Annotated in this window: 25 protein-coding genes; 8 read left to right on the top strand and 17 right to left on the bottom strand. The window is 71.6% G+C overall.

Going from position 1 to position 25,276, the window contains the following annotated elements; genetic code table 11:
- Window positions 1-118 precede the first annotated feature (118 nt).
- From AS850_RS13685 to AS850_RS13665, 5 genes are all read right to left on the bottom strand, one after another.
- Window positions 119-1,024, bottom strand: coding sequence for an endonuclease domain-containing protein (locus AS850_RS13685; protein ID WP_119869617.1), 906 nt, complete (start codon window positions 1,022-1,024; stop codon window positions 119-121).
- Between the two features lie 177 nt (window positions 1,025-1,201).
- A complete protein-coding gene (gene purL / locus AS850_RS13680) occupies window positions 1,202-3,535 on the bottom strand; it encodes a phosphoribosylformylglycinamidine synthase subunit PurL (protein WP_119870336.1) in 2,334 nt (777 codons plus the stop codon).
- Window positions 3,536-3,558: 23 nt separating this feature from the next.
- On the bottom strand, window positions 3,559-4,254 hold the full coding sequence (gene purQ / locus AS850_RS13675; protein WP_119869616.1) for a phosphoribosylformylglycinamidine synthase subunit PurQ: 696 nt from the start codon (window positions 4,252-4,254) through the stop codon (window positions 3,559-3,561).
- Window positions 4,254-4,496 carry a phosphoribosylformylglycinamidine synthase subunit PurS gene (gene purS / locus AS850_RS13670; RefSeq protein ID WP_119870335.1) on the bottom strand — a complete coding sequence of 81 codons (243 nt, stop codon included), beginning with the start codon at window positions 4,494-4,496 and terminating at the stop codon, window positions 4,254-4,256. The genes purQ and purS overlap by 1 nt, the downstream gene beginning before the upstream one ends.
- Before the next feature lie 312 nt (window positions 4,497-4,808).
- The gene (locus AS850_RS13665; protein ID WP_236940727.1) at window positions 4,809-5,591 is read right to left on the bottom strand and encodes a cytochrome c oxidase assembly protein; all 783 of its coding nucleotides are present in this window, start codon (window positions 5,589-5,591) and stop codon (window positions 4,809-4,811) included.
- 227 nt (window positions 5,592-5,818) lie between these two features.
- Between AS850_RS13665 and AS850_RS13660 the strand changes: the two genes are divergently transcribed.
- The gene (locus AS850_RS13660; RefSeq protein WP_119869614.1) at window positions 5,819-6,265 is read left to right on the top strand and encodes a Fur family transcriptional regulator; all 447 of its coding nucleotides are present in this window, start codon (window positions 5,819-5,821) and stop codon (window positions 6,263-6,265) included.
- Between the two features lie 69 nt (window positions 6,266-6,334).
- On the top strand, window positions 6,335-7,834 hold the full coding sequence (locus tag AS850_RS13655; protein WP_119869613.1) for a catalase: 1,500 nt from the start codon (window positions 6,335-6,337) through the stop codon (window positions 7,832-7,834).
- 74 nt (window positions 7,835-7,908) lie between these two features.
- On the opposite strand, the gene AS850_RS13650 is transcribed toward AS850_RS13655, so the two are convergent.
- From AS850_RS13650 to purD, 4 genes are all read right to left on the bottom strand, one after another.
- A complete protein-coding gene (locus AS850_RS13650; protein ID WP_119870334.1) occupies window positions 7,909-8,490 on the bottom strand; it encodes a GNAT family N-acetyltransferase in 582 nt (193 codons plus the stop codon).
- Window positions 8,491-8,563: 73 nt separating this feature from the next.
- Window positions 8,564-9,055: a GNAT family N-acetyltransferase gene (locus AS850_RS13645; RefSeq protein ID WP_236940726.1), complete on the bottom strand. Its 492-nt coding sequence runs from the start codon at window positions 9,053-9,055 to the stop codon at window positions 8,564-8,566.
- Between the two features lie 86 nt (window positions 9,056-9,141).
- On the bottom strand, window positions 9,142-10,032 hold the full coding sequence (locus AS850_RS13640) for a phosphoribosylaminoimidazolesuccinocarboxamide synthase (RefSeq protein ID WP_119869612.1): 891 nt from the start codon (window positions 10,030-10,032) through the stop codon (window positions 9,142-9,144).
- A complete protein-coding gene (gene purD, locus AS850_RS13635) occupies window positions 10,029-11,297 on the bottom strand; it encodes a phosphoribosylamine--glycine ligase (protein ID WP_119869611.1) in 1,269 nt (422 codons plus the stop codon). The genes AS850_RS13640 and purD overlap by 4 nt, the downstream gene beginning before the upstream one ends.
- Before the next feature lie 50 nt (window positions 11,298-11,347).
- Here purD and AS850_RS13630 point away from each other — a divergent pair, with 50 nt between their 5' ends.
- Window positions 11,348-11,728 (top strand): sterol carrier family protein, encoded by a 381-nt coding sequence (locus AS850_RS13630; protein WP_119870332.1) that lies wholly within the window; start codon window positions 11,348-11,350, stop codon window positions 11,726-11,728.
- A 109-nt stretch (window positions 11,729-11,837) separates the two neighbouring features.
- On the top strand, window positions 11,838-12,194 hold the full coding sequence (locus tag AS850_RS13625; RefSeq protein ID WP_123955518.1) for a hypothetical protein: 357 nt from the start codon (window positions 11,838-11,840) through the stop codon (window positions 12,192-12,194).
- 18 nt (window positions 12,195-12,212) lie between these two features.
- On the opposite strand, the gene AS850_RS13620 is transcribed toward AS850_RS13625, so the two are convergent.
- From AS850_RS13620 to hutH, 3 genes are read right to left on the bottom strand one after another with little or no spacing between them, the layout of a single operon-like run.
- Window positions 12,213-13,784, bottom strand: a complete 1,572-nt coding sequence (locus AS850_RS13620; RefSeq protein ID WP_119869609.1) for a transporter — start codon at window positions 13,782-13,784, stop codon at window positions 12,213-12,215.
- Entirely contained in the window at window positions 13,766-14,611 is an 846-nt protein-coding gene (locus tag AS850_RS13615; RefSeq protein WP_119870331.1) for an ABC transporter ATP-binding protein, read from the bottom strand. Before AS850_RS13615 ends, AS850_RS13620 begins: the two co-directional genes overlap by 19 nt.
- Before the next feature lie 22 nt (window positions 14,612-14,633).
- Window positions 14,634-16,238 (bottom strand): histidine ammonia-lyase, encoded by a 1,605-nt coding sequence (gene hutH / locus AS850_RS13610; protein ID WP_119869608.1) that lies wholly within the window; start codon window positions 16,236-16,238, stop codon window positions 14,634-14,636.
- Between the two features lie 113 nt (window positions 16,239-16,351).
- On the opposite strand from hutH, the gene AS850_RS13605 reads away from it, so the two are divergent.
- Window positions 16,352-17,125: an IclR family transcriptional regulator gene (locus tag AS850_RS13605; RefSeq protein WP_119869607.1), complete on the top strand. Its 774-nt coding sequence runs from the start codon at window positions 16,352-16,354 to the stop codon at window positions 17,123-17,125.
- Between the two features lie 43 nt (window positions 17,126-17,168).
- On the opposite strand, the gene purF is transcribed toward AS850_RS13605, so the two are convergent.
- On the bottom strand, window positions 17,169-18,632 hold the full coding sequence (gene purF, locus AS850_RS13600; RefSeq protein ID WP_119869606.1) for an amidophosphoribosyltransferase: 1,464 nt from the start codon (window positions 18,630-18,632) through the stop codon (window positions 17,169-17,171).
- 71 nt (window positions 18,633-18,703) lie between these two features.
- Here purF and purM point away from each other — a divergent pair, with 71 nt between their 5' ends.
- Entirely contained in the window at window positions 18,704-19,831 is a 1,128-nt protein-coding gene (gene purM, locus AS850_RS13595; RefSeq protein ID WP_119869605.1) for a phosphoribosylformylglycinamidine cyclo-ligase, read from the top strand.
- Between the two features lie 197 nt (window positions 19,832-20,028).
- Window positions 20,029-20,223 (top strand): hypothetical protein, encoded by a 195-nt coding sequence (locus AS850_RS13590; RefSeq protein WP_119869604.1) that lies wholly within the window; start codon window positions 20,029-20,031, stop codon window positions 20,221-20,223.
- 116 nt (window positions 20,224-20,339) lie between these two features.
- Here AS850_RS13590 and AS850_RS13585 read toward each other — a convergent pair whose 3' ends face one another.
- Window positions 20,340-20,570: a DUF3073 domain-containing protein gene (locus AS850_RS13585; RefSeq protein WP_119869603.1), complete on the bottom strand. Its 231-nt coding sequence runs from the start codon at window positions 20,568-20,570 to the stop codon at window positions 20,340-20,342.
- Between the two features lie 201 nt (window positions 20,571-20,771).
- Here AS850_RS13585 and AS850_RS13580 point away from each other — a divergent pair, with 201 nt between their 5' ends.
- The gene (locus AS850_RS13580) at window positions 20,772-21,914 is read left to right on the top strand and encodes an FAD-dependent oxidoreductase (protein ID WP_119869602.1); all 1,143 of its coding nucleotides are present in this window, start codon (window positions 20,772-20,774) and stop codon (window positions 21,912-21,914) included.
- Here AS850_RS13580 and AS850_RS13575 read toward each other — a convergent pair.
- From AS850_RS13575 to AS850_RS13565, 3 genes are read right to left on the bottom strand one after another with little or no spacing between them, the layout of a single operon-like run.
- The gene (locus AS850_RS13575) at window positions 21,911-23,200 is read right to left on the bottom strand and encodes a glycosyltransferase (RefSeq protein WP_119869601.1); all 1,290 of its coding nucleotides are present in this window, start codon (window positions 23,198-23,200) and stop codon (window positions 21,911-21,913) included. The two genes, AS850_RS13580 and AS850_RS13575, sit on opposite strands and share 4 nt — an antisense overlap.
- Complete coding sequence (locus AS850_RS13570) at window positions 23,197-24,234, bottom strand: glycosyltransferase family 4 protein (protein WP_119869600.1); 1,038 nt, start codon at window positions 24,232-24,234, stop codon at window positions 23,197-23,199. The genes AS850_RS13575 and AS850_RS13570 overlap by 4 nt, the downstream gene beginning before the upstream one ends.
- Window positions 24,231-25,271, bottom strand: coding sequence for a glycosyltransferase family 4 protein (locus AS850_RS13565; protein ID WP_119869599.1), 1,041 nt, complete (start codon window positions 25,269-25,271; stop codon window positions 24,231-24,233). The genes AS850_RS13570 and AS850_RS13565 overlap by 4 nt, the downstream gene beginning before the upstream one ends.
- Window positions 25,272-25,276: the final 5 nt, after the last annotated feature.

Genomic DNA, 25,276 nt, shown 5'->3' with positions numbered 1-25,276 from the left:
AATTCATGGAGTCTCGCCGGCCGGGGAGCGTCGCCCGCGCGGCGAGACTCCACGACTCGCCGCTCACCTTCGTGGAACGTGGCAATTCATGGAGTCTCGCCGGGCCAGCCGAGACACGTCACGACGACAGCCGCAGCAGGTGCCGACGCACCCGCGCGACGAGCGCATCCGGCTGCCGGAGATGCTCGGACGTCACCCGGATCGTCCGCCACCCGGCCTCGGCGAACCGTTCCCGGCGCTCGATGTCGGCGTGGAACGTGGCGATGTCGCTGAAGTGGTGCTCGCCCTCGTACTCGAGGCCGAGCCGCTGGTCGGGGAAGGCGAAGTCGACGATGCCGAGCCACGTCCCGCTCGGGGTCCGCGCCTCGAAGTTCAACTCCGGCTCGGGGATGCCGCCCCGGGCCAGCAGGAGCCGCAGCCGAGTCTCCGCCGGAGATCGCGACCCGACGCGGACGAGTGCCAGCGACTCCTGCAGCCGTCGCGTGCCCTTCCCGAGGCAGGCGGCGGAGGCGGCCTCGAGGTCTCGCAAAGGGAGGCCCGAGGCTCCTGCGGTCTCCGACCATCGGCCGACTAGGGCATCGCCCACGATGACGAGATCGTCGAGGTCGAGGAGGGTCCGGCACTCGGTCCACGCGCGAACGGGTGTGCTCACGGGGATCGAGCCGAGGCGCGCAGGATCCGGGGCCCGGGGATCGCGGTGCCCCGTCACTCCCGAGCGACGTGGCTCGCGCCGCCGGATCGACGTGACGTGGAGCGGCACGTCGGTGCTCGCGTAGCGAGGGGGGAGCGGGAGGCCCCAGAGCGCGGCGCTGGTGATGTGGCTGACGAACTGGTCGGTCTCGAGCAGAGGAGCGAGAGCCCGGCACCGGTCGTGGAGCGTCGCGGGCGTCGCCGCCACGCGCGCCCCGTGGAACGGTGCGCGCAGGTCGGACCGCCGCAGCCGCTGGCGGGTGACGCCCGCGTCGAGCGCCTCGGCGACGGTGAACGGCCGGCAGGAGAGACGGGTCGGCAGGATTTCGCGCATACGGCATCGTCCCCGGGCATCCTGCGCCGCGGGGGCGACGTTCGGGCGACCTGTGGAGAGCCCTCGCGATCGTTCCGCTGTGGGGGAGTGGTGGGCGAGCGAGGCTCCACGATTTACGTCGCTGGGCGAAAGTGAGTGGCGTGTTGTGGAGTCTCGCGGCGCGCGAGCGCGCCGCCGCTACGCGCCGATCGTCGCGCCGAAGCGCGCCGGCAGCGTCGCGCGGTGCGTCGCCCGGAGCTCCTCGACCGGCACGGTGAAGAGGTCTTGGACCTCGAGCGCCGACGACGTCTTGTCGGTGACGCCGATCCGGGCCACGGGGTAGCGGCGCCCCTCGCAGAGGCCGCGGAACTTCACGTCGTCCTCGCGCGGGACCGACACGATCACGCGGCCGGTCGACTCGGAGAAGAGCGCCGTGGCGGCGTCGACGCCGTCGCGCTCCACGATCTCGTCGAGCCAGACGCGCGCACCGACGCCGAAGCGCAGCACGCACTCGGCCAGCGCCTGGCCGAGGCCGCCGTCGGAGAGGTCGTGCGCGGATCCGATGAGCGACTGGTCGCCACCGGCGCGCAGCAGCGCGGCGAGCTGACGCTCGCCCTGGAGCGACACCCCGGGAGGGCGACCGCCGAGGTGGTCGTGCACGACGCCGGCCCAGGCCGAGCCGTCGAGCTCCAGGCGGGTCGTGCCGAGGAGGTAGATGTTGTCGCCGTCGTCCTGCCAGCCGGAGGGGATCCGCTTCGCGACGTCGTCGATCACGCCGAGCACGCCGATGACGGGCGTCGGGTGGATCGGCGCGGTGCCGGTCTGGTTGTAGAACGACACGTTGCCGCCCGTGACGGGGATCTCCATCTCGAGGCACGCGTCGGACAGCGCCGAGACGGTCTGCGAGAACTGCCACATGACCTCGGGATTCTCCGGGCTGCCGAAGTTGAGGCAGTCGGTGATCGCGACCGGGGTCGCGCCCGTGACGGCGACGTTGCGGTAGGCCTCGGCGAGGGCGAGGCGGGCGCCCTGGGCGGGATCGAGCTGGCAGTAGCGCCCGTTGGCGTCGGTCGCGATCGCGAAGCCGAGGCCGCTCTCCTCGTCGACGCGGATCATGCCGCCGTCGTCGGGGAAGGAGAGCGCCGTGTTGCCGAGGACGTAGGTGTCGTACTGGTTGGTGATCCAGCTCGGGTCGGCCAGGTTCGCCGAGCCGAGCAGCTGGAGGAACTGCGCCCGGATCTCGTCGGGTGTCGCCGGACGGTCGAGACCCGCGGCCGTGTCGGCCTGGAGGTCGTCGATCCAGGCGGGGTAGGCGACGGGGCGCTCGTAGACGGGGCCGTCGACGGCGACCGTGCGCGGCTCGACGTTGACGATCTCCTCGCCGTGCCAGTTGATGACGAGGCGACCGGTGTCGGTGACCTCCCCGAGGACGCTCGTCTCGACGTCCCACTTCGCGACGACCGCGAGGAACGCGTCGAGCTTCGACGGCTGGACGACCGCCATCATCCGCTCCTGGCTCTCGCTCATCAGGATCTCCTCGGCGGTGAGCGAGGGGTCGCGCAGCAGCACCTTGTCGAGCTCGATGAACATGCCGCCGTCGCCGTTCGAGGCGAGCTCCGACGTCGCGCAGCTGATACCGGCCGCCCCCAGGTCTTGGATGCCCTCGACGAGCTCCTCGCGGAAGAGCTCCAGGCAGCACTCGATGAGGACCTTCTCGGCGAACGGGTCGCCGACCTGCACGGCGGGGCGCTTGGTCGGGCCGCCGGCCGAGAAGGTGTCGGACGCCAGGATCGAGGCCCCGCCGATTCCGTCGCCGCCGGTGCGGGCACCGAAGAGGACGACCTTGTTGCCGGCGCCCTTGGCGTTCGCCAGGTGGAGGTCTTCGTGGCGCAGGACGCCGACGCTCAGCACGTTGACGAGGGGGTTGCCCTGGTAGACCTTGTCGAACACGGTCTCGCCGCCGATGTTGGGCAGGCCGAGGCAGTTCGCGTAGAAGCTGATGCCGCCCACGACGCCGTCGACGACGCGACGGGTGTCGGGGGCGTCGATGTCGCCGAAGCGCAGCTGGTCCATGACGGCGACGGGGCGTGCACCCATCGAGATGATGTCGCGGACGATGCCGCCGACTCCGGTCGCCGCGCCCTGGAAGGGCTCGATGTAGCTCGGGTGGTTGTGGCTCTCGCCCTTGAAGGTGACGGCCCAGCCGCCGCCGATGTCGACGACTCCGGCGTTCTCGCCCATGCCGACCATGAGGTTCTTCTTCATGGTGGGCGAGACCTTCTCGCCGAACTGGCGGAGGTAGATCTTGCTCGACTTGTAGGAGCAGTGCTCGCTCCACATGACGGAGTACATGGCGAGCTCGCCGCTCGTGGGGCGACGGCCGAGGATCTCGCGGATCTTCAGGTACTCGTCCTCCTTGAGGCCGAGGGCGGCGAAGGGCTGCTCGCGATCGGGGGTGGCGGCGGCGTTCGTGACCGTGTCGGGGCGGTGGCCGTCGGCGGCGTCGGGCCCCGGGGCCTTCGTGAGCTCGATCGGGTTGTCGGCGGGTGCGGTGCTCACTTGACCAGAGCCCTTTCGATGACGGAGGTGAAGAAGGTGAGGCCGTCGGTGCCGCTCGACATGGCGAGCGGGGTGTCGGGGCCGAAGCCCTCTTCGACGGCGTGCTCCGGGTGCGGCATGAGGCCGACGACGTTGCCCTGCACGTTGCTGACCCCGGCGATGTCGTCGACGGAGCCGTTCGGGTTGACGTCGACGTAGCGGAAGGCGACCTGCCCCTCGCCCTCGATGCGCTTGATGGTCTCGGCGTCGGCGATGAAGCGGCCGTCGGCGTTCTTCAGCGGGATCGTGATCTCCTGGCCGGCGGTGTAGCCGCTCGTCCACGCCGTCCCGGCGTTCTCGACCCGGAGCCGCTGGTCGCGCCGGATGAACTGCTGGTGCGCGTTGCGCGTGTGAGCGCCGGGGATGAGCCGTGCCTCGGCGAGCATCTGGAAGCCGTTGCAGATGCCGAGCACGGGCATCCCGCGGTTCGCCGCGTCGACGACCTCGCGCATGATCGGCGAGAGGCTGGCGATGGCGCCGGCGCGCAGGTAGTCGCCGTAGCTGAATCCGCCCGGCAGGATGATCGCCTCGACACCGTCGAGATCGTGCGTGCCGTGCCACAGGGCGACGGGCTCGGCTCCTGCGAGACGGACCGCGCGCTGGGCGTCGCGGTCGTCGAGCGAGCCGGGGAAGGTGACGACGCCGATGCGCATCAGGCGGAGACCGGAGCGGCGTCGACGACCGTGATCGACACGACGTCTTCGATGACCGAGTTGGAGAACACGTCGTCGGCGAGCTGCCGGACGTCGTCGAGGAGGGCGTCGGTGACCTCGCCCTCGACGGTGAGCTCGAAGCGCTTGCCGATGCGCACCTCGGAATAGGCGACCTTGCCGAGACGGGCGAGGGCGCCCGTGACGGCCTTGCCCTGCGGGTCGAGTAGTTCGGCCTTGGGCATGACCTCGACGACGATGGTCTTGCGCGGGGAGTTCGGCACCGGTGAGCTCCAAAAGAGTGGGGGGCGAGCAGACGCGGCAAGTCTACAAGTTCCGCGTTTACCGGCTCCCGCCAAGCAAGCTCTCAGCCCGTTCTTCGGAAGGCGCTTCAGAGTAGACCGTGTTGAAGCGCACGGATCTTGTGATCGGATCCCGGGTCTGGCCCACGCTTCGGCCCGCGCCCCGGGGTATCTGATCCTCCCTGGGGCTCGCAGACGCCCGGCCGTTTCCCCCGACGGCCGGGCGTCTCCTCATTCCGCGGCAGGATGCCCGACTCAGTCCCGCGCCCCGCGCAGGTGCTCCCGCGTCAGACGCTCCATCTCGTCGTCGCTCAGTTCGTCGAGCTCGTTCGCCTCGCGACGATCGGTCCGCGACCAGCGGACGAACAGGAAGATCAGCACGGGGATGTCCGCCACCTCGGCGATGAACCAGAGCAGGTCGCCGGAGAGCTGCTGGTCGCGGAGCTGCGACGGGAACCAGCCCGGTGCGACGGTCGCCAGCGCGTGGCCGCCGTCGAGCACGTGCCCCGTGATCCGCAGCACGATGCCGGGGATCGCGTCGAGGATGAGCTCGACGAACGCGAGCAGGAACTCCGCGGTGATGAAGAGGCTCGTCCGCATCTCCGAGCCCTCGAACACCGGCAGGATCATGAGGAGGCCGGCGAGCGGGACGGCCAGCGTCAGGAGCGACTCCGCCCACCCGCTCTCCCGGAGCGCGAACGCGAGCGGCGTGAGGAAGATCGCGAACGCGGCCAGGGCGAATAGCGGCGAGAAGATGGCGCTGCCGACGACCCTCATGAACCGCGACGCGAGGAAGTTCTCGAGGGACCGGAGCGGCCCGGCCGGCAGGGCCGCACGGGCGAGCCGGACCGGGCGACCGAGCGCCAGGAGCGCCGGCACCGCGAAGAGGAGGAGCGCGATCCGCGTCGTGAAGGCGAATCGGAGATCGTGGCTGTACGCGCCGAGGAATCCGAACGAGATCACGGAGTAGGAGCCAAGGCCGAGCAGGACGAACGCCGCGGTCCGGCGACGGGGCCACGTGCCTCCCGCCCTCGTCACGAGGAGGACGCCGGCGAGGTAGAGGCCGAGGGCGACGACGATGGCGCCGAACGCGACGGGGTCGAACCGGAAGGTCGTCAGGAGGGTGGAGACGGGAGGCGTGGCCGTGTCCTCTCACAGGATCGGGGGCTGCGCGGACGATTTTCGCCCGCCTCGCCATTATCCGCTTTCCGCCCGATCCTCCCGTCAATTATGAATCATTCAAAACAACTGCTTGACTGGTGGGCATGGACCTCCACGCCACGACCGACCCGGCGGAGACCCTCCGCGCCGCGGGTCTCCGTGTCACGGCCCAGCGGATCGCGGTCATCGAGGCGCTCCGCCAGCGGTCCCACGCCACCGCCGACGAGGTCTTCGCGCGGGTCTCACCGTCGCTCCCCGACACGTCGCTGCAGGCGATGTACGTCGTCCTCTCGGCGCTGACCGGGGCGGGCATCCTGCGCAGGATCGAGCCGGCCCGCTCGGCCGCACGCTACGAGCTCCGCATCGGCGACAACCACCACCACGTCGTGTGCACCCTCTGCGGCGCCGTTGACGACGTCGACTGCGTGGTCGGCGAGGCGCCGTGCCTCGTGCCGTCCCCCGGGTCCGGCTTCCTCGTGCAGAGCGCCGAGGTCACCTTCTGGGGCCTGTGCCCCGACTGCCGCGCCGCCGAGGTCGACGCGGCCCCCTAGACAACCCGAGCCACATCCGAGGTGGACGCCCGACAGGCGGTGCGGCCACGTAATCGAAGGAGACAACAAGTGACAGACCAGAAATTCACCACCACCACGTCGGGGGCACCCGTCGCCAGCGACGAGCACTCGCAGACCGTGGGGGCCGACGGTCCCGTCGTGCTCCACGATCACTACCTGGTCGAGAAGCTCGCGCAGTTCAACCGCGAGCGGATCCCGGAGCGCGTCGTCCACGCGAAGGGCGGCGGAGCGTTCGGCACCTTCGTCACGACCGGCGACGTCTCGCAGTACACCCGCGCGGCGCTGTTCCAGCCGGGCGTCGAGACCGAGCTGCTCGCGCGGTTCTCCACCGTCGCCGGTGAGCAGGGCAGCCCCGACACGTGGCGCGACCCCCGCGGGTTCTCGCTGAAGTTCTACACATCCGAGGGCAACTACGACCTCGTGGGCAACAACACCCCGGTGTTCTTCATCCGCGACGGCATCAAGTTCCCCGACTTCATCCGCTCGCAGAAGCGCCTCCCCGGCTCGCACCTCCGCGACCACAACATGCAGTGGGACTTCTGGACCCTCTCGCCCGAGTCGGCCCACCAGGTCACCTGGCTGATGGGCGACCGCGGTCTCCCCGCCAGCTGGCGCCACATGGACGGCTTCGGATCGCACACCTACCAGTGGATCAACGCCGCCGGCGAGCGCTTCTGGGTCAAGTACCACTTCAAGACCGACCAGGGCATCGACATCCTCAAGCAGGAGGACGCCGACCGCATCGCGGGCGAGGACGCCGACTATCACCTCCGCGACCTCTCCTCGGCCATCGACCGGGGCGACTTCCCGTCGTGGAGCCTGTCGGTCCAGATCATGCCCTACGCCGACGCGGAGTCGTACCGCTTCAACCCGTTCGACCTCACGAAGGTGTGGCCGCACAGCGACTACCCGCTCATCGAGGTCGGCACCATGACGCTGAACCGCAACCCGGAGAACTACTTCGCGCAGATCGAGCAGGCCTCGTTCGCCCCGTCGAACTTCGTTCCCGGCATCGCGACGAGCCCGGACAGGATGCTCCTCGCGCGCATCTTCAGCTACGCGGACGCCGCGCGCTACCGGGTGGGCACGAACCACGACCAGCTGCCCGTCAACGCGCCCAAGTCGCCGACGCACAGCTACTCGAAGGACGGCGCCTCGCGCTACTCGTTCCACGCGCCCGACGTGCCGGTCTACGCGCCCAACTCGTTCGGCGGCGCGCACGCCGACCCCGAGCGCGCGGGCGACACTTCCGGGTGGGAGAGCGACGGCTCGCTCGTCCGCTCCGCCGCGACCCTCCACCCGGAGGACGACGACTTCGGGCAGGCCGGCACGCTCTACCGCGAGACGATGGACCAGGAGCAGCGTGACCGCCTCGTCCAGAACATCGTGGGCCACGTGTCCAAGGTGACGGTGCCGGAGCTCCTGCCCCGGATCTACCGGTACTGGTCGAACGTCGACGCCGAGCTCGGCCGCCTCGTCGAGCAGGGTGTCACCACCTCGGCCCCGGGTGCGAACGAGAAGCCGGAGTCGGTGGGCGTCGAGTCCTGACCCGACACGCCTGACGCACGAGCGCGCCGTCCGCCCTCCGGGGTGGGCGGCGCGCTCGTCCGTCGTGCGGCGCGTCAGACCATCTGGCCGTTCCAGCGGATGTCGCCGACCGGCCACTCGTCAAGGGCGGCGCGGATCGGGCGGATCAGCCACGCGCCGTCGGAGGAGACCAGGGTCGACGCGCCGTCGGCGGTGAAGTCGTTGTAGTGGCCCGTGACGGAGTCGAGCGGGATCCAGCCGTGCCTGCTGTAGAAGGGCTTCGTCTCCTCGCCCGTCTCGAGCACGCCGAAGCCGACGTCGAGGTCGCGGAGGGCCTCGTCCACGAGGCCCAGGAGGCGGCCGCCGAGACCGGTGCCCTGCAGGATCGGCGACACGGCGACCATGCCGACCGCCGCCACGGGCAGGTCGGTCTCGCCGACGGTCACGAACATCCTGCGGATGCCGGCGTGCGCCACGACGACGTCGCCCGAGCGGGCGACGACCCGTCGCTCCGGCTGCATGCCCGCCCAGCTGCGGGCGCCCTGATACCAGTGCGAGTAGCTCGGGAAGGCGCGGGCGAGCATGGCGGCGATGCCCTCGTGGTCGTCGAGGGAGAGGTCGCCCTCGGCCACGGTGGTGAAGAGCGGCTCGTAGGGCGCGGCTTGCTGGTCGGTCATCATCTCACCGTACCCGCCGGTTCGGCGGGGAACCCGGGCGTCCGACCGACGTCGGGGGCTAGTGCGCGGCAGCCTAGGCCGCGACGAGCGTGCGGCCGAAGCACCAGGAGAGCTTGTGGCCGCGGTAGCTGCCGTAGTTGGGGATGCGCGCGTAGCCCTCGCGCTCGTAGAAGCGGATGGCGTCGGGCTGCTGGGGACCCGTCTCGAGGACGAGCCTGGTCCAGCCGTTCTCGAGGGCCTTCGCCTCGAGGGCCCGCAGGATCGCCGTCGCCGCACCGCTGCCGCGCTTCGAGGAGCGCACGAACATCCGCTTGATCTCGGCGTCGCCCGCCGGAGCCTCGGCGTCGTCGGGGTCGACCTGCAACTGCCGGAGCGCACCGCAGCCGATCGGCTTCCCGTCGGCGTAGGCCACGACGAAGACGGCGACGTCGTTCGCCGACGGCTTCACGCCCGGCTCGGAGTCGTCGGTGCCGTAGCGGATGGCGATCTCCGCCTGCTGTTCGCAGCGCAGCTGGGCACCGTCGGTGTCCGCCCACTGCTTCTCGAGAACCTGCACGTCAGTCACCACGACATTGTGCACGATTCCCGGGCGATCCGAGAATCGTCCGTCGGGGTGATTCCCGGCGGGGAGCGAGGGCTCCCGCGCGCCTCCTAGGCGGTCAGTCGGCCGAGGAGCTCCCGGTAGCGCGCCGCCGTCTGCTCGACGACCTCGGGCGGCAGGACGGGGGGAGCGCCGGTCCTGTCCCAGTGCGCGGCCAGCCAGTTGCGGACGATCTGCTTGTCGAAGCTGTCGGTGCGGTTGCCGGAGGCGTAGACCTCGGCGTCCCAGTACCGGCTGGAGTCGCTCGTCAGGACCTCGTCGGCGAGGGTGATCTCCCCGGTCGCGCGGTCCGCGCCGAACTCGAACTTCGTGTCGGCGAGGATGACGCCGCGCTCCGCGGCGACGGCGGCCGCGCGGGAGTAGATCTCGAGGGAGAGGTCGCGCAGCGCGGTCGCCGTCTCGGTGCCCACCAGTTCGACGGTGCGCTCGAACGTGATGTTCTCGTCGTGCTCGCCGAGCTCGGCCTTGAACGCCGGGGTGTAGATCGGCTCGGGCAGGCGGTCGCCCGACGACAGGCCCGAGGGGAGGGCCAGGCCGCACACCGTCTGCGACTCCTGGTATTCGAGCCAGCCGCTTCCGACGAGGTAGCCGCGGACCACGCACTCGATCGGGAACATGTCGAGCGGCTTCACGAGCATCGCGCGGTCGGCGACCGAGGCCGGGACGGCGGGCAGATCGGCGGGAGCCGCGGCGGGGTCGAGGAGGTGGTTGGGCACGCCGTCGAGGCGGGCGAACCACCACAGGCTGAGGCTCGTGAGGAGGGAGCCCTTGTCGGTGATGCCGGGTTCGAGGACGTGGTCGAAGGCGCTGACGCGGTCGCTGGCCACGACGAGGACGGCGGGGGCGTCGTCGAGACCCTCCGACGAGCTCGGGACGTAGAGGTCGCGGACCTTGCCGGAGTAGAGGTGCGTCCAGCCGTCGAGGACGGGCGACCCGCTCATCGGGCGACCTTCTCGGCGATGTCGTGGCGGTACCGGGCGCCCTCGAGCTCGATGGCCCCGAGAGCCTCGTAGGCGCGGCTCCGGGCCTCGGCGAAGGAGTCGCCCGTGGCGACGACGCTGAGGACGCGGCCGCCCGTCGCGACCAATCGGCCGTCGAGGCGGGCGGTGGCGGCGTGGGCGATGGTGACGCCGGGCACGCTCAGCGCCTCGTCGAGGCCGGTGATCTCGCGGCCGGTGAGCGGCGCCTCCGGGTAGCCCTCGCTCGCCAGCACGACGGTGACGGCGACCTCGGGGGAGAACTCCGGGGCGGCGTGACTCGAGAGCGACCCGTTCGCGCTCGCGAGCAGCAGCTCGCTGAGGGGGGTGCGGAGGCGGGGGAGGACGACCTGCGTCTCGGGATCGCCGAAGCGGGCGTTGAACTCGATGACCCGGATGCCCTGCTCGGTCAGGATGAGGCCGGCGTAGAGCAGCCCGATGAACGGGGTGTCCTCCTTGGCGAGCTGCCGCACGGTCGGCAGCGCGATGGTCTCGATGACCTCTTCGACGAAGTCCGCCTCGCTGCCGAAGCGATCGGCCAGCCACGGGAGCGGCGAGTAGGCGCCCATGCCTCCGGTGTTGGGCCCCGTGTCGCCGTCGCCGAGGCGCTTGAAGTCCTGGGCCGGGCTGAGCGGCATCACCGTGTGCCCGTCGGAGAGGAGGAAGAGCGAGACCTCCTGGCCCTCGAGGAACTCCTCGATGAGGACCGAGCCGTGCTGGAGCCAGTAGGTCGCGTGCTCGAGGGCGGCGTCGCGGGAGTCGGTGACGAGGACGCCCTTGCCGGCGGCGAGACCGTCGGCCTTGACGACGTAGGGGGCTCCGAACTCGTCGAGGGAGGCCGTCGCCTCCTGCAGCGTGCCCGCGCGCACGGCGCGGCCCGTGGGGACGCGCGCCTCGTCCATGATGCGCTTTGCGAAGGTCTTGCTGCCCTCGAGCGCGGCGGCGCGCTTGCCAGGGCCGAACACCGGGATGCTGTGGCTGCGCAGCACGTCGGCGACGCCGGCCACGAGGGGCGCCTCGGGTCCGACGACGACGAGCTCGATGTCGTTCTCGAGCGCGTACTCCGTGACGACCTTGCCGTTCGTGGCGTCGAGGCTCACCACCTCGACGTCGTGGGCGAGGCCCGCGTTGCCGGGAGCGGCGATGATGTGGTGGCCCGCGTCTTCGCGGAGGAGGGCCGTGACGATGGCGTGCTCGCGAGCACCGGAGCCGAGGACGAGAATGCGCACGGGCCTCAGCCTATCGAGAGACGCCTCCCGGGCCCGGGTAGCGTGTGCTCATGGCCAAGGTGAGGATCGACCCCGTCGTGGGAGCCGCCGCCGTGCGCGGCGCCGTCGAGCTCGGTGCCGAGGCCCCGCGGACGACGACGGCGACCGCCGTGCGCTACCTGCTGCAGCTCCTGGGCGACCGCGAGCCCGGCGCCACGGTCGAGGTGCGCGTCCCCCCGTTCGGCGCCGTGCAGTTCCGCGAGGGTCTGAGTCACACCCGCGGCACGCCGCCGAACGTCGTCGAGACCGACCCGCAGACCTTCGTGCAGCTCGCGACCGGCACCCTGACGTTCGCCGAGGCGCACGACGCCGCACGGCTGTCGGCGTCCGGCAGCCGCGCCGACATCAGCGACTACCTGCCCATCCGGTGGGAGCCGCGAGCCGGAGCCTGACGGCCCACCGACGGTCGGACGCCGGCGCCGGACGGCCCCGGAAACGAGCCTCTCTCGGTGTCGAGGCGGTGCGGCGGGGCGATCCCGGCGTTCCTGCGACAATGGAGTCGTGAGTTCCGCACCCCAGAGTCCCCAGCAGCCCGAGCCGCAGGTGGCGACGACGCGCGACGAGGTGCGGGTGCGGCGGGCGCCCAAGTACCCGGTCTTCATCCTGGGCGGTGTCGTCGTCGGCGTCGTGGTCACGCTGATCGCCGTCCTCGTGGCCCCGGGGCGCGACGCGACGCCCTTCGCGCAGGCGTTCGGCTACTTCGTGCTCTACGGCATCGCGATCGGCGCGGCCGTCGGTTCGGTGGTCGCGGTCGTCCTCGACGCCGTGTCGTCGCGGCGCGCTCGCAGCGTCGAGACCGAGAAGACGACCTATGAGACCCCCGAGGCCGACGACGTCCTCGACGGCGAGGTCGAGTAGCCGCTCCGCCCCACCGGGTCAGCGTCCGGCGCGCAGGCGCGTGAGCAGCTCGGGCGCGCGCTGCTCCAGTTCCCGGCCGCCCGTCCGGATCCCGATCCTCAGAAGGAACGAACCGAGGCCCACGCCGACGACGAGCGTCGCCCAGGCGAGCGGAGTGCTCCGCGTGGCCGACGCGACGATCGCGAGGACCGCCTCCGGCAGCGTCGCCAGCGCGAGGACGCCCCAGGTGGCGAACGTCGTGAGCGCCGTCGTGAACGAGGCGCCCGACTTGGCGGCGAACGGGCTGTCGCCGGGCGCGGGCACCGGCAGGATGATGCGCGCCGACGTCACGCTCGACAGCCCGAATCCGGTGAGCAGGATGCCCAGGCCGAGCCCCAGCAGCGCGGGTAGCTCCTGCCAGGCCCCCGCGAAGGCCGCCGACGCCACCGTGATCGCGACGACGATCGGCACCGCGAAGAGGGCCACGGCGAGGACGCGACCCGCGCGGTCGGCGCGACCCGCGACTCCTGCGGAGACGTGCGCGGCGAACGCCGTCGACTCGTACGACAGGTCGGTGAAGATCGTCAGCGACAGCAGCACGGCGACGATCGGCCCGGAGGCCGAGACCAGCCACGGGCTGTCGAGCGTGCGGCTGTTGACGAAGAGCAGGATCGGGAAGATCGGGATCAGGATGAGCTGCCGGCTGTAGCGGGGGTCGCGCAGCCAGTAGGTGAGCGCGCGGGCGGCCACGGCTCCGGTCGGTGTCGCGGGGAAGCGCGCGAACAGGCCGACGTCGCCGCGCCCGGCGGCCTTCGTCACGGGCTGGGACGTCGTCACGAGGGCCACGGCGAGGCTCCGGCGCCAGACCAGGACGACGACCGCGAGGGTCGCGAGCGCGATGAGGGCCTTGAGCGCTGCCTGGACCGGTCGCCCCGTGGCGAGGTCGGCCGGGACGGCCCACGCGGCCCCGAGCGGCGACCACGAGAGACCGTCGGCGAGAGCCGGGAGGGAGTCGGCGGCGTTCGCCAGGCCGTCGCTGAGGATGGTGATGATCGGGCCGAGCAGGAGCAGCGGCACCAGCAGGATCACCCCCGAGATCTCCCGGTAGCGGCGCCTCGAGCTGAGCCCCGAGTTGAGCGACTCGATCATCCGCGATCCGCAGACGCAGGTCAGGGCGGCGATCACGGCGGTGACGAGGGCGACCGCGGCGACGAGCGGCTGCCGGATGAAGGGCAGGGCGGTGAACAGTCCGGCGATCAGGGTCACGCCCCCGGGAACCCCGGCCAGGCCGCAGGCGGCGAGGGCGACGACGAGCCGCCCCGGGGGCAGGGGGAAGATCTTGAGGCGGGCGACGCTCAGCGTCTGGTCGATGCCGGCGGCGAGGAGGGGGACGACGATCCAGCCGAGCACGGTCGCGGATCCGGCGAGGACGAGGATGGTCCGCGTGAGGTCGGCGGGCGCGAACGAGAGCGCGAACAGGCCCGCGAAGAGCAGCCCGAGGACGCCGAGGCCGTAGAGGGCGCCGAAGATGACGGCGACGAGCTGCCAGGGGTTCCGCGCGAGCGTGTTGCGGAGGACCAGGAAGCGGAGTTTCAGGAGGTTCGCAACCACTCCGGCCCCCTCGAGTGGTGGCGGCCTCCGACGAGGTCGACGAAGCGGTCCTCGAGGTCCTGCCCGGCCCGCACCTCGTCGATCGTGCCCGCCGCGAGGACGCGGCCCCCCGCGATCACGGCGACGTGGTCGCACATGCGCTGCACGAGGTCCATCGCGTGGCTGGAGACGATGACGGTGCCGCCGGAGTCGACGTAGCCGTGCAGGATGTCCCGGATGTTCGCCGCCGAGACGGGGTCGACCGACTCGAACGGCTCGTCGAGCACGAGCAGGCGCGGGGCGTGGATCAGCGCCGTGGCCAGCGCGATCTTCTTCGTCATGCCCGCCGAGTAGTCGACGACGAGCTTGCCCGCGGCGTCGGTCATGTCGAGCAGTTCGAGCAGGTCGCGGGTGCGGTCGGCGACCGTCGCGCGGTCCATGCCGTGGAGGAGCCCGTGGTACGTGACCAGCTGCTCTCCGCTCAGGCGGTCGAAGAGCGCCACGCCGTCGCTGAGCACGCCGACGAGGCGCTTGGCCGCGCTCGGGTCGGCCCAGACGTCGGTGCCCAGGATGCGCAGCGTCCCGGCATCCGGCCGCAGGAGCCCCGTGGCCATCGACAGCGTCGTCGTCTTGCCCGCGCCGTTCGGCCCGACCAGCCCGTAGAACGAGCCCGCGGGCACGGCGAGGTCGATGCCCTGCACGGCGACCTTGTCGCCGAAGTGCTTCCAGAGGCCGTGAATGTCGAGCGCCGGCTCGCGGTCCGTGAGCCCACGGCTCTTCGGCGCGCGCGACGTCGGATCGGGCTCGACGAGGCGGCTGGCAGGGTCGGGTGGCCTGTCGTCGAACATGGCGTCGAGCATACGTGCTCGGCTAGCGGAGCCGCCCGGTCACGTTCTCCACGGCACGGAGGACCGCGCCGCTCCGCACGGCCTCCGTCGCGGCCTCGATCTCCGGAGCGAGGAAGCGGTCCGGCCCCGGGCCCTCGACGCTCTCGCGCAGGAGTGAGACGACGGCGCCCGTCGCCTCCGCCGGCGTGAGCGGCGCCCGGAGGTCGAGGGCGCGCGCGGCCGTCATCACCTCGACGGCCACGACGCGGGTGAGCCCGTCGATCGCCCGCCGCAGCTTCCGCGCCGAGGCCCAGCCCATCGAGACGTGGTCCTCCTGCATGGCCGACGACGGGATCGAGTCGACGCTCGCGGGGGCGGCGAGGCGCTTCAGCTCGCTCACGATGCCGGCGGCGGTGTACTGCGCGATCATGAGTCCGGAGTCGACGCCGACCTCGTGCGCCAGGAACGGCGGGAGCCCGTGGTTGCGCGACGGGTCGAGCATCCGGTCGATCCTCCGCTCCGACATGCTGGCGACGTCGGCCACGACGATGGCGAGGAAGTCGAGGACGTAGGCGACGGGGGCCCCGTGGAAGTTCCCGTTCGACTCGACGCGGCCGTCGAGGGTGACGACGGGGTTGTCGACGGCGGAGGCGAGCTCGCGCGAGGCGACGAGCAGCGCGTGGTCGAGGGTGTCGCGGGCGCCTCCGTGCACCTGCGGGGCGCACCGGAGCGAGTAGGCGTCCTGCACGCGGGTGCAGTCGGCCGTGCGGTGGCTGGCCATGATCGGCGAGCCGTCGAGGATCGCTCGGAGGTTCGCCGCCGACACCGCCTGGCCGGCCTGCGGGCGGAGCGCCTGCAGGTCGGCGGCGAAGACGGCGTCGGTGCCGAGGAGCGCCTCGACGCTCATCGCGGCCGAGATGTCGACCGTCGAGAGCAGGAGTCGCAGGTCGTCGACGGCGAGGGCCAGCTGCCCGAGCATCCCGTCGGTTCCGTTGATGAGGGCGAGGCCCTCCTTCTCCTGGAGGCGGACCGGTTCGATGCCGGCGTCGGCCAGCGCCGTCGCCGCGTCGACGAGGGAGCCGTCGCGGAGTCGCACCGGCCCTTCACCCATGACGGCCAGCGCGCAGTGAGCCAGCGGCGCGAGGTCGCCGGAGCAGCCGAGCGAGCCGTACTCGTGCACGATCGGCGTGATCCCCGCGTTCAGGACGTCGGCGTAGGTCTCGACGACGACCGGCCGGATGCCCGTCCGCCCCGTCATCAGCGTCGACAGCCGCAGTGTCATAAGCGCCCGCACCACCTCCCGCTCGACCTCGGGGCCGGACCCGGCCGCGTGCGATCGCACCAGGCTCCGCTGGAGCTGCGCCCGCCGCTCCGGGTCGATGAAGGTCGTCGCGAGCGCGCCGAAGCCGGTGCTGATGCCGTAGTGCGGCTCGCTGTCGTCGGCGAGGTCCGTGATGATCGCGCGGCTCGCGGCGACCCGGCGCAGCGAGGCGGGGTCGAGCAGGATCCGGGCCTCGCGTCGGGCGATCGCCACGACCTCGTCCGGGGTCGGCGCCGCCGCGGACAGCGTCACGGGTGCGGCGGCGGCCTCGGCGTTCGCGGCGTCGGTGCTCGGGGACGGGGCGGTGGTGGCTCCTGCGGTGGTCATGCTCCCAGGAGACCGCACTCCGGGCCCGCGACGAGGGCCGGGGAGGCGAGTGGTGTCCCACCCGTGAGACAGTGGGTCCGTGGCCGCCCGGACGGGCGGCGGAGGGGAGTGCCGTGCCCGACGAGGCGTCGCCCGCCGCGCACCAGACGCTGCGCATCCTGACCCACCTGTCGACGCAGCGCGGGCCGGTCGCCGCCGCGACCGTCGCCGCGGCGCTCGGGCTGCCCCGGTCGACGGTCTACCGCCTCCTCGGCGTTCTCGTCGAGCACGGCTTCGTCATCCACTACCCCGAGGCACGCCGCTACGGGATCGGGCTCGCCGCCTTCGAGATGAGCTCGGGATTCTCCCGGCAGGAGCCGCTGACCCGGCTCGGGGCGCCCGTCCTCGCCTCGCTCGTCGACCGCGTCGGCGAGAGCGCGCACCTGGCCGTGCTGCACGGGCGCGACGTGATCTACCTCGTCGACGAGCGCGCCCCGAGGCGGCCCGCCCTCGTGACCGACGTCGGCGTGCGGCTGCCGAGCCACGTGACGGCGAGCGGGCGCGCGCTCCTGGCGACGCTGCCCGACAGCCAGGTCAGGGCGCTGTTCCCCGACCGGTCGGCCTTCGTGCACGGACTCGCCCGCGGTCCGAGGTCGCTCCGGGAGCTCCGGACGCTCCTCGCCGAGGTGCGCGCGCGGGGCTACGCGGCGGAGGACGGCGACGTGTCGACCGGGCTCGCCTCCGTGGCGGTCGCGGTGCGCGACGCCTCCGGGTGGCCGGCGGCGGGCGTCGCGGTCACCTTCCCGAGCGACGGCCCGACGCAGGATGCCCTGACCGGCCTCGTCGCGGAGGTGCAGCTGCACGCCGCCGAGCTGTCGCGCCGCATCCGCGGCGCGCCCCTCCGCTGACGTCGATCGCCCTCGGACGGTGCACCGGCCGCACTGGGACGGGTCAGCTCAGCTGGTTGGCCTCGACCCAGGCGAGGTACTCGGGCGTGACGCTGCCGGTGACGTAGTCGCCGGTGAAGCAACTCATCTCGAGGTCGGTGACGTTCGACCCCTCGGTGATGGCCGAGCGCATGTCCTCGACCTCCTGGTAGATGAGGTGATCGGCGCCGAGGACCTGGGCGATCTCGGGGATCTTCCGGTTGTGGGCGATGAGCTCCTGCCGCGTCGGCATGTTGATGCCGTAGACGTGGGGGAAGCGCACGGGCGGGGCCGCGGAGGTGAAGGTGACCTTGTTGGCGCCGGCCGCCCTCGCCATCTCGACGATCTCGCGCGAGGTGGTGCCGCGCACGATGGAGTCGTCGACGATGAGGATGTTCTTGCCCTTGAACTCCGACCCCATGGCGTTGAGCTTCTGGCGCACGGAGCGCTTGCGCTCGGCCTGGCCGGGCATGATGAAGGTCCGGCCGATGTAGCGGTTCTTGTAGAACCCCTCGCGGTACTCGATCCCGAGCTTCTGGGCCACCTGAGACGCGGCGGGGCGCGAGGAGTCGGGGATCGGCATGACGACGTCGATGTCGCCGGCGGGCGCGTACTTCGCGATGGTGTCGGCGAGGCGGTCGCCGAGGCGGAGGCGCGCGTCGTAGACCGAGATGCCGTTCATGACGGAGTCGGGGCGGGCGAGGTAGACGTACTCGAAGGAGCACGGCACGAGGCGCGGATTCGGGTGGCACTGCTTCGACACCATCTCGCCGTCGAGCGCGATGAAGACCGCCTCGCCGGGGGCGACGTCGCGGATGATCTCGTAGCCGCCCGACTCGAGCACGAGGCTCTCCGAGGCGACGATCCACTCGTGCTTGCCGCTGCCGTTCTCGGCGAGCCGGCGGCCGAGGACGAGCGGCCGGATGCCGAACGGGTCGCGGAAAGCGAGGAGCCCGTGCCCGGCGATCATGGCGATCGCGGCGTAGGAGCCCTGGACGCGGTCGTGGACGCGCGACACGGCGGCGAAGATCTGCTCGGGATCGAGGTCGTGACCGTTGACCTGTTCCTGCAGCTCGTGCGCGAGCACGTTGACGAGCAGCTCGGTGTCGCTGTTCGTGTTGAGGTGACGGCGGTCGATGTGGAAGAGCTCGCTGGTCAGCTCGCGCGTGTTGGTCAGGTTGCCGTTGTGGATGAGCACGATGCCGTACGGCGCGTTGACGTAGAAGGGTTGCGCCTCCTGCTCGTTCGACGCGGCGCCCTTGGTGGCGTAGCGCACGTGGCCGAGGCCCATGTTGCCGAGCAGGGCACGCATGTCGCGCGTGCGGAACGCCTCGCGGACCTGACCGCGGGTCTTGTGGATGTGGAAGACACTGCCCTCGGCGGTGGCGATTCCGGTCGAGTCCTGGCCCCGGTGCTGCAGGAGGAGGAGCGAGTCGTAGACGAGTTGATTGGCTGGCTCGTGCGCGACGAGACCGACGATGCCGCACATGCGCAGCTGGCTCCAGACCGTAGAGTTGGGCTTACCCACACAGTCTGCCACGCCTGCGATTGGATGAAGAATTGACGAACCCCTCGAGCGCCGCGACCGACGCCTCCCGCTCCTACGCGGAGGCCGGCGTCGACACGGCGGCGGGCGATCTCGCCGTCGAGCTGATGAATTCGGCCGTCTCGGCGACGCACACGGCGAACGTCCTCGGTGGGGTCGGCGGTTTCGCGGGGCTGTTCGACGTGTCGTTCCTCAAGTCGTTCGACCGGCCGCTCCTGGCGACCTCGACCGACGGCGTCGGCACGAAGGTCGCCATCGCCCAGGCCCTCGACAAGCACGACACCATCGGTCAGGACCTCGTGGGCATGGTCGTCGACGACATCGTCGTGGTCGGAGCGCGCCCGCTGTTCATGACCGACTACATCGCCTGCGGCCGGGTCGTCCCCAGCCGGATCGCCGACATCGTCAAGGGCATCGCCCTGGCCTGCTCCGCCACGGGCACGGCGCTCGTCGGCGGCGAGACCGCGGAGCACCCGGGCCTCCTCGGGCCCGACGACTACGACGTCGCCGGAGCCGCGGTGGGCGCGGTCGAGGCCGGCTCGCAGCTCGGCCCGCACCTGGTGCGCGACGGCGACGTGGTGCTCGCGCTCGCGTCCTCCGGGCTGCACTCGAACGGGTTCTCGCTGGTGCGCCACATCCTGCGCTCCGCCGACCTGGGCTACACCGACGTCAACGGCGACCTCGGGCCCCTCGGCGAGGCGCTGCTGGAGCCCACCCGCCTCTACACGAGCCCCCTCCTCACGGTGCTCGACGACCCGGCCGTCGCGGGCGGCGTGCACGCCCTCAGTCACGTCACGGGCGGCGGCATCGCGGCCAACCTCGCCCGCGTCCTGCCCGTCGGGTCCTGGACCGAGGTCGACCGGTCGTCGTGGTCGCCGCAGCCGGTCTTCCGAGTTCTGAGCGACATCGCCGGATCCACGCTCGAGTCGAGCGAGGGTACCTGGAACCTCGGCATCGGCATGATCGCCGTCGTCGACGAGGGTGTGGCGGAGCGGGTCGAGGCCCTCCTCGAGGCGGCCGGGATCGACACCTGGCAGGTCGGCACCGTGTCGAGCGCCTTGCGCGACCTCACCGGCTTCGAGCAGGGCGCCAAGGGCGTCGACGGCGGGGCCGTCCGCCTCGTCGGCTCGTACCGCGACTAGCGTCGCAGCCCCGCGGGGCATCCGCCGCCGGGAGGGGGACACCCGGGGCACACGGCGGTGACAGCCGTGTCCGCACATGCGCGGACAATTTTGCCGGAAAGACGAGACTTCCGAGGTCTCCCGGTCGTAGGATCGAGCCGCTGCTCAACGAGGAGCGGCCACCGGCGACGACGCCGGCCTACCGGGAGAACGCCCGCATGACGACGACCCGAACCATCACCGTCCACGACCACGAGGTCTCCGTCCGCACCGTCGTGGTGCCGGACGAGCCGAAGGCCGCCCCCTACACCGCCATCACCGGCGGGCGACGCACCGCGGCCTGGACCGTCGCCGTCGGTGCTCTCGTCGTGGCCGTCGCACTCATGCCAGCGCTGACCGCGCTGTTCCACTGAGCCGGACCCGGCGGCCCCGCACACGCAGACGCTGAGAAGGGCGCAGGAGTCGCGACTCCTGCGCCCTTCTCGTGCACCCGCGGCCTCACGCTGTCAGCGTGTGCCGGCCGGTCGGCCTAGGCCGACTTGTTCTGCTCGTGCTCGTGCTCGACATAGTCGTCGGCGTACGTGTCGACGTACTCGTCGTCGGTCTCGTCGTCGTCGTCAGCCCACTTGTCGACGTACTGGTCGCCATCGTGAGGAGTGGACAGCTCTTTTTCGAGCGCTCCGTAATTGGTGTCCGGGCTGAAGTACTTCAGCTCGCGGGCAACCTTGGTGTGCTTCGCTTTTTGACGGCCGCGCCCCATGCGAGACCCCCTCGTGATTCTGGCCCGACTCGTCGCCCGGTGAGCGCCTTCGAGAGGGTGTCTGGAAGACAGCTTCTACGAGGTGGACTCTCCGTCGTGCGATCGGGGACTACCGACAGGTAAGTGGTTCAAAACTACGCGCAACCTTAGCATGTGCCTCCGCGGTCGGACCTGACGCCGCCCACCCGCCAGAATGGATCCATGACGACCGCTCCGGGACCGCAGTCGCCGGCCGAGCAGACCAGGGTCGTCGTCATCGGAGCCGGTCAGGCCGGACTTTCGGTGGCCTACTACCTGCAGCGGCTGGGCCTCGTCCCGGGCGCCGACGTCGTGGTGCTCGACCGCGGACCCTCGACCGGGGGAGCCTGGCAGTTCCGCTGGCGGGCCCTGCGCCTGGGCACGGCGCACCAGGTCAACGACCTGCCCGGGATGAGCGATCTCGGCCTGAGTTTCGCCACCGCCGACAAGACCGCTCCTGCCCGCGACGTCGTCTCCGACTACTACGACCGCTACGAGCGCTACTTCGGGCTGAAGGTGCGCCGTCCCGCGGACGTCCGCGGGGTCGACGACCTCGGCGGCCCGCTGCGGGTGCGCTATGTCGGCGCGTCGGGCGAGGAGCGCTCGCTCGAGACCGAGCTGCTCGTCAACGCCACCGGCACCTGGGGGTCGCCGTTCCGCCCCTGGTACGCCGGCAGCGACACGTTCCGTGGGCGCCAGCTCACCACCGCCGACTACACGGCGGCCGAGGACTTCGCGGGTCAGCGGGTCGTGGTCGTCGGCGGCGGCACGAGCGCCATCGGATTCCTCCTCGAGCTCGATCACGTCGCGGCGAGCACCGTCTGGGTCACCCGCCGACCCGTGGAGTGGTTCGACCAGAAGGAGCTCGGGGTCGAGATGGGTCGCGCCGCGGTCGCCGAACAGGACGAGGCGGCCCGCCTCGGCCGCGCCCTCCCCAGCATCGTGAGCGGGACGGGTGTCCCGCTCACCCGACGCCACCGCGGCGGCATCGAGCGGGGTCTGCTCGTCGAGCGACCGATGTTCTCGTCGATCGAGCCCGACGGCGTGCGCTGGGCCGACGGATCCTTCGAGCCCGCCGACGCCATCGTGTGGGCCACCGGGTTCCGGCCGGAGCTCCGGCACCTCGCCTCGCTGGGGCTCCGCTCCAAGGACGGCGGCGTCGTCGTCGCCCGCGGGGCGTCGCAGACCGACCCGAGGCTCTTCTTCGCCGGCTACGGGCCGCAGGCGTCCACGATCGGAGCGAACCGGGCGGGGCGCGTCATCGCCCGCCAGGTGCTCCTGGCGCCGTCGACCCGGCCGGGAGGAGCGGGCTCCGGGAGCGCCTAGGCGCGGAAGATCGCGGTGTCGCGCTCGTACTCGGCCGCCACCGCCGGCGGCCCGGTGCGCAGGTCGACGAAGGTCGCGTCCATCTCGCGCAGGATCCGGTGCTCGGCCGCGAGAGGCGCGAGGGCGACCAGCTCGGTCGCGTAGCCGTCGGCGCGGAACGTCCGCTCGGCGTACCGCCGACCGGCCTCGGCCCGGGCGGGCAGATTGACCTCGCCGAGGACGATGCTCCGGAGGGTCCGGGTGAGCGCCGCCTGGAAGTCGTCCGGCGGAAGGGAGAACACGACGTCGCCCGGGAGCGACGCGTAGAAGCCCTCGGCGAGCACCACCAGCGGGGTGCCCGACAGAAGCGATTCGACGGCCGTGGCGGAGCCCGACTCGAGCGTCGGCCGACGGACGCAGGCGATGACGTCCGCGAGGCGCAGCTCGTCGGCCAGATCGGCGTCGCTGAGTGCCCCGGTGATGGCCACGGACACGCCGATGTCGTCGGCGAACGACTGGAGCCGCCCGCGGTAGTCGTCGGAGATCTCGCCGCAGATCCGGTAGTCGACCCGGCCGCGCAGGAGCGGGCTGGCCGACACGGCCGCGATGACGTCCTCGCAGAGCTTGTTGGGGATGATGTGGCCGAAGGTGAGGAGCCGGAGGCGGTCGCCCGTCTCGGGCGCCGCGGCCCCTGCCGAGACGGACGCGGGTGCCGTCGCCGATGCCAGGGCGTAGGGCAGCGGCAGGACGCGCACCGGTGCGTCCGTCACCCGCGTGACCGGCGCCAGGCCGAAGTCGGAGTGCGCCACCACCGCGTCGGCGCTCTCGGTCAGCCAGTCGGTCATGGCGAGATCGGGCCAGCCGAGCTCGGCGAAGCGGCCGCTGTGCGCGATCGCGCGGAAGTCGGCGATGGTCGTGCCGCGGAGACGGCGCAGGATCCGGTCGGCCGCGTCCGAGTTCTCCTCGGCCCAGAGGAGGAACAGATCGCCGAGGAAGAAGTCGTGCAGCACGACGGTGCCGCCGATCAGCGGGATCCAGAACACGCTGCCGGAGTGGAACCCGAAGTGGTTTCCGACCTGGTGCACGACGGTGTCGGCGGTCCAGAGAAGATCGCGGACGGCGGTCTGGTCGCGCCAGTCGAGAGCGTCGGCGAGGTCGTCGCGCGCGGCTCCTGCCGCCACGCGCACGTCTTCGGTCGCGACGACGACGACCTCGTGCGACTCCGCCTCGAGAGCGCCGCGGACGAGCGCGGAGACGCGGGCGATGGCGGACGTCGCGGTGACGGGGGTGAAGAGCGCGATCTTCATGCGAGGAGCCGTTCGATCGTGGTGGGCCAGGTGGCGTCCATCGCGCGCCACTGGGCGTGGAGGGCCGCGCCGCGCGCGGCGCTCACGGCGGGGCGCGCGAGAGCGGCCGTCAGGGCCTCGGCGAGGGCGTCGGCGGTGGGCTCGACGACCCAGCCCGTCTCGCCGTCCGTGACCATCCGCTGCACGCCGCCGCTGTCGGTCGTCGTGATGACGGGCTTGCCGGCCTCGGCGGCCTCGAGGGTGACGTAGCCCATGGAGTCCTCGTCGAAGGGGATGTAGGCGCAGGCCGTGGCGTGGTTCACGCGCTCGGCGATCTCCTCGCGGGAGGTCAGGCGCTGGTCGAGCTCGAGGCGGTCCCCGACGCCGAGGGAGGTGGCGAGGGCGCGCATCCGGTCGGCGGCGGCCTCGTCGTCGGGCGGGCCCATCACGACGAGGCGCACCGACGGGGGAGTCTTCGCAAGGGCCTCGATCAGCAGGGACTGTCGCTTCATGGAGTTGATGCGTCCGCCGGCGAAGACGTAGGGCCGGGCCTCCTGCCCTCGGAAGAGCTCGGCGTCGAACATCGGGGGCTGGAGCACCTCGGAGGCGAAGCCGTTCGAGGCGAGGAGTCGATCGGAGACGGTCTGCGCGTTCGTGTAGATGCGGCGCGATCCGGCGAAGGCCCGGTTGTCGGCCTCGATGATGCGGTCGCGGATCGCCAGGTCGTCGGCGCCCGCCGTGACGTGCGAGTGCTCGGTGTCGAGGAGGTCGTAGGCCTGGCGGAACTGGTGCAGGAGCCACAGGGTCTTGTGCTCGTGGGGCACCAGGTACGCCGGGAACTTCAGGGCGATGACCCGGTCGGCGGCGTCGAGGCGCATCTGCTCGGCCCGGGCGATCTGAGCGGGGAGGGTGCTCAGGGGATCCCAGCGGAAGGGGATCCGGACGAGGTCGACCAGGTGCCCGCTCTCCTCGAGGTGACGGGCGAGATGCGCGGTCAGCTCCTCGGCCCCGCCGTGCACGAAGGGCACCATGTTGTTGAGGACGGCGACCTTCATGCGGAGACGATCCTCTCGACGACGTGCTGCCAGGAGATGTCGAGGTCGGCCACGCGCCGCTCGGCGGCCGCTCCGAGCTCGGCCGCGAGCGACCGGTCGGCGAACAGGCGGTCCATCGCCTCGGCGAGGGCCCGGGCGGTGGGCTCCGTGACGAAGCCGTTGCGGGCGTCCTGCACGAATTCGAGCACGCCGCCGGAGTCGCGGGTCGTCAGGATCGCCTTGGCCGAGTGGGCGGCCTCCAGAGTCGGATAGCCGTACGAGTCCTCGTCGACGGGGAGGTAGGCGCAGGCCAGCGACCGGCCGATGTGCTCGCGCTTCTCGTCCTCCTCCATCCACGAGTCGTCGAGGTGGAGGCGGTCGCCGACGCCGAGCTCGCGTGCCAGGGTGCGGAGACCCTCGGCGACGTCGGGCGTGCTGCCGCGCCCGATGAGGCGGAGGCGGACGTCGGTCGTCGTCAGGCCGAGCGCTTCGACCAGGAGCCGCTGCCGCTTGTGGTTCTCGAGGCGCGAGACCGCGACGACCTCGTCGCCGTAGCCGAGGTTCACGAAGCCCTCGGTGTCGCTGAGCGGCGGGTAGAGCACCTCGCTGTCGAGGTCGTTGAAGTGCCGCAGGCGCTCGGACATGACACCGGAGTTCGTGAACAGCCGCGTCGCCTCACCGAGCGCCCGCGCGTCGGCCCGACGGAGGACGTCGCGACGGGCGCGCGTCACCGCGGTGTCGGGGAAGCCCCGCAGCGGGGTGTCCCAGAGGTCGTAGTAGGTACGGAGGTGGTGGATGAACCAGACGACCTTCCGCGGGTGGCGCACGTAGAACGACGGAGGCCGGAAACAGACGACGAGGTCGGCCGTGTCGGTCAGGTCGATCATGCGGAAGAGCGCGGTCTGCGCCAGGAGGTCATCGGGCGCCTCGTCGAACGGCACGGAGACGGTCTCGGTCTCGTGGCCCGCCGCCCGGAGAGCCTCGTCGAGCCACGCGACGATGTTCCGGGCGCCGCCGAGGACGAACGGGGCGCTCGACGTGACCAGCGCGATCCTCATCGCGG

This window comes from Frondihabitans sp. 762G35, assembly GCF_002074055.1.
GTDB lineage: Bacteria > Actinomycetota > Actinomycetes > Actinomycetales > Microbacteriaceae > Frondihabitans.
Note: the sequence above shows the minus strand (reverse complement) of the source record. Positions and strands in the feature narration are given on the sequence as shown.

Excerpts from the sequence above, each read along its gene's own strand:
- AS850_RS13685 (WP_119869617.1), bottom strand. The coding sequence starts at position 1,024 with ATGCGCGAAATCCTGCCGACCCGTCTCTCCTGCCGGCCGTTCACCGTC.
- purQ (WP_119869616.1), bottom strand. The coding sequence starts at position 4,254 with ATGCGCATCGGCGTCGTCACCTTCCCCGGCTCGCTCGACGACCGCGAC.
- purS (WP_119870335.1), bottom strand. The coding sequence starts at position 4,496 with ATGCCCAAGGCCGAACTACTCGACCCGCAGGGCAAGGCCGTCACGGGC.
- AS850_RS13660 (WP_119869614.1), top strand. The coding sequence starts at position 5,819 with ATGGACCTCCACGCCACGACCGACCCGGCGGAGACCCTCCGCGCCGCG.
- AS850_RS13650 (WP_119870334.1), bottom strand. The coding sequence starts at position 8,490 with ATGACCGACCAGCAAGCCGCGCCCTACGAGCCGCTCTTCACCACCGTG.
- AS850_RS13640 (WP_119869612.1), bottom strand. The coding sequence starts at position 10,032 with ATGAGCGGGTCGCCCGTCCTCGACGGCTGGACGCACCTCTACTCCGGC.
- AS850_RS13630 (WP_119870332.1), top strand. The coding sequence starts at position 11,348 with ATGGCCAAGGTGAGGATCGACCCCGTCGTGGGAGCCGCCGCCGTGCGC.
- AS850_RS13615 (WP_119870331.1), bottom strand. The coding sequence starts at position 14,611 with ATGTTCGACGACAGGCCACCCGACCCTGCCAGCCGCCTCGTCGAGCCC.
- hutH (WP_119869608.1), bottom strand. The coding sequence starts at position 16,238 with ATGACCACCGCAGGAGCCACCACCGCCCCGTCCCCGAGCACCGACGCC.
- purF (WP_119869606.1), bottom strand. The coding sequence starts at position 18,632 with ATGTGCGGCATCGTCGGTCTCGTCGCGCACGAGCCAGCCAATCAACTC.
- AS850_RS13590 (WP_119869604.1), top strand. The coding sequence starts at position 20,029 with ATGACGACGACCCGAACCATCACCGTCCACGACCACGAGGTCTCCGTC.
- AS850_RS13585 (WP_119869603.1), bottom strand. The coding sequence starts at position 20,570 with ATGGGGCGCGGCCGTCAAAAAGCGAAGCACACCAAGGTTGCCCGCGAG.
- AS850_RS13580 (WP_119869602.1), top strand. The coding sequence starts at position 20,772 with ATGACGACCGCTCCGGGACCGCAGTCGCCGGCCGAGCAGACCAGGGTC.
- AS850_RS13575 (WP_119869601.1), bottom strand. The coding sequence starts at position 23,200 with ATGAAGATCGCGCTCTTCACCCCCGTCACCGCGACGTCCGCCATCGCC.
- AS850_RS13570 (WP_119869600.1), bottom strand. The coding sequence starts at position 24,234 with ATGAAGGTCGCCGTCCTCAACAACATGGTGCCCTTCGTGCACGGCGGG.
- AS850_RS13565 (WP_119869599.1), bottom strand. The coding sequence starts at position 25,271 with ATGAGGATCGCGCTGGTCACGTCGAGCGCCCCGTTCGTCCTCGGCGGC.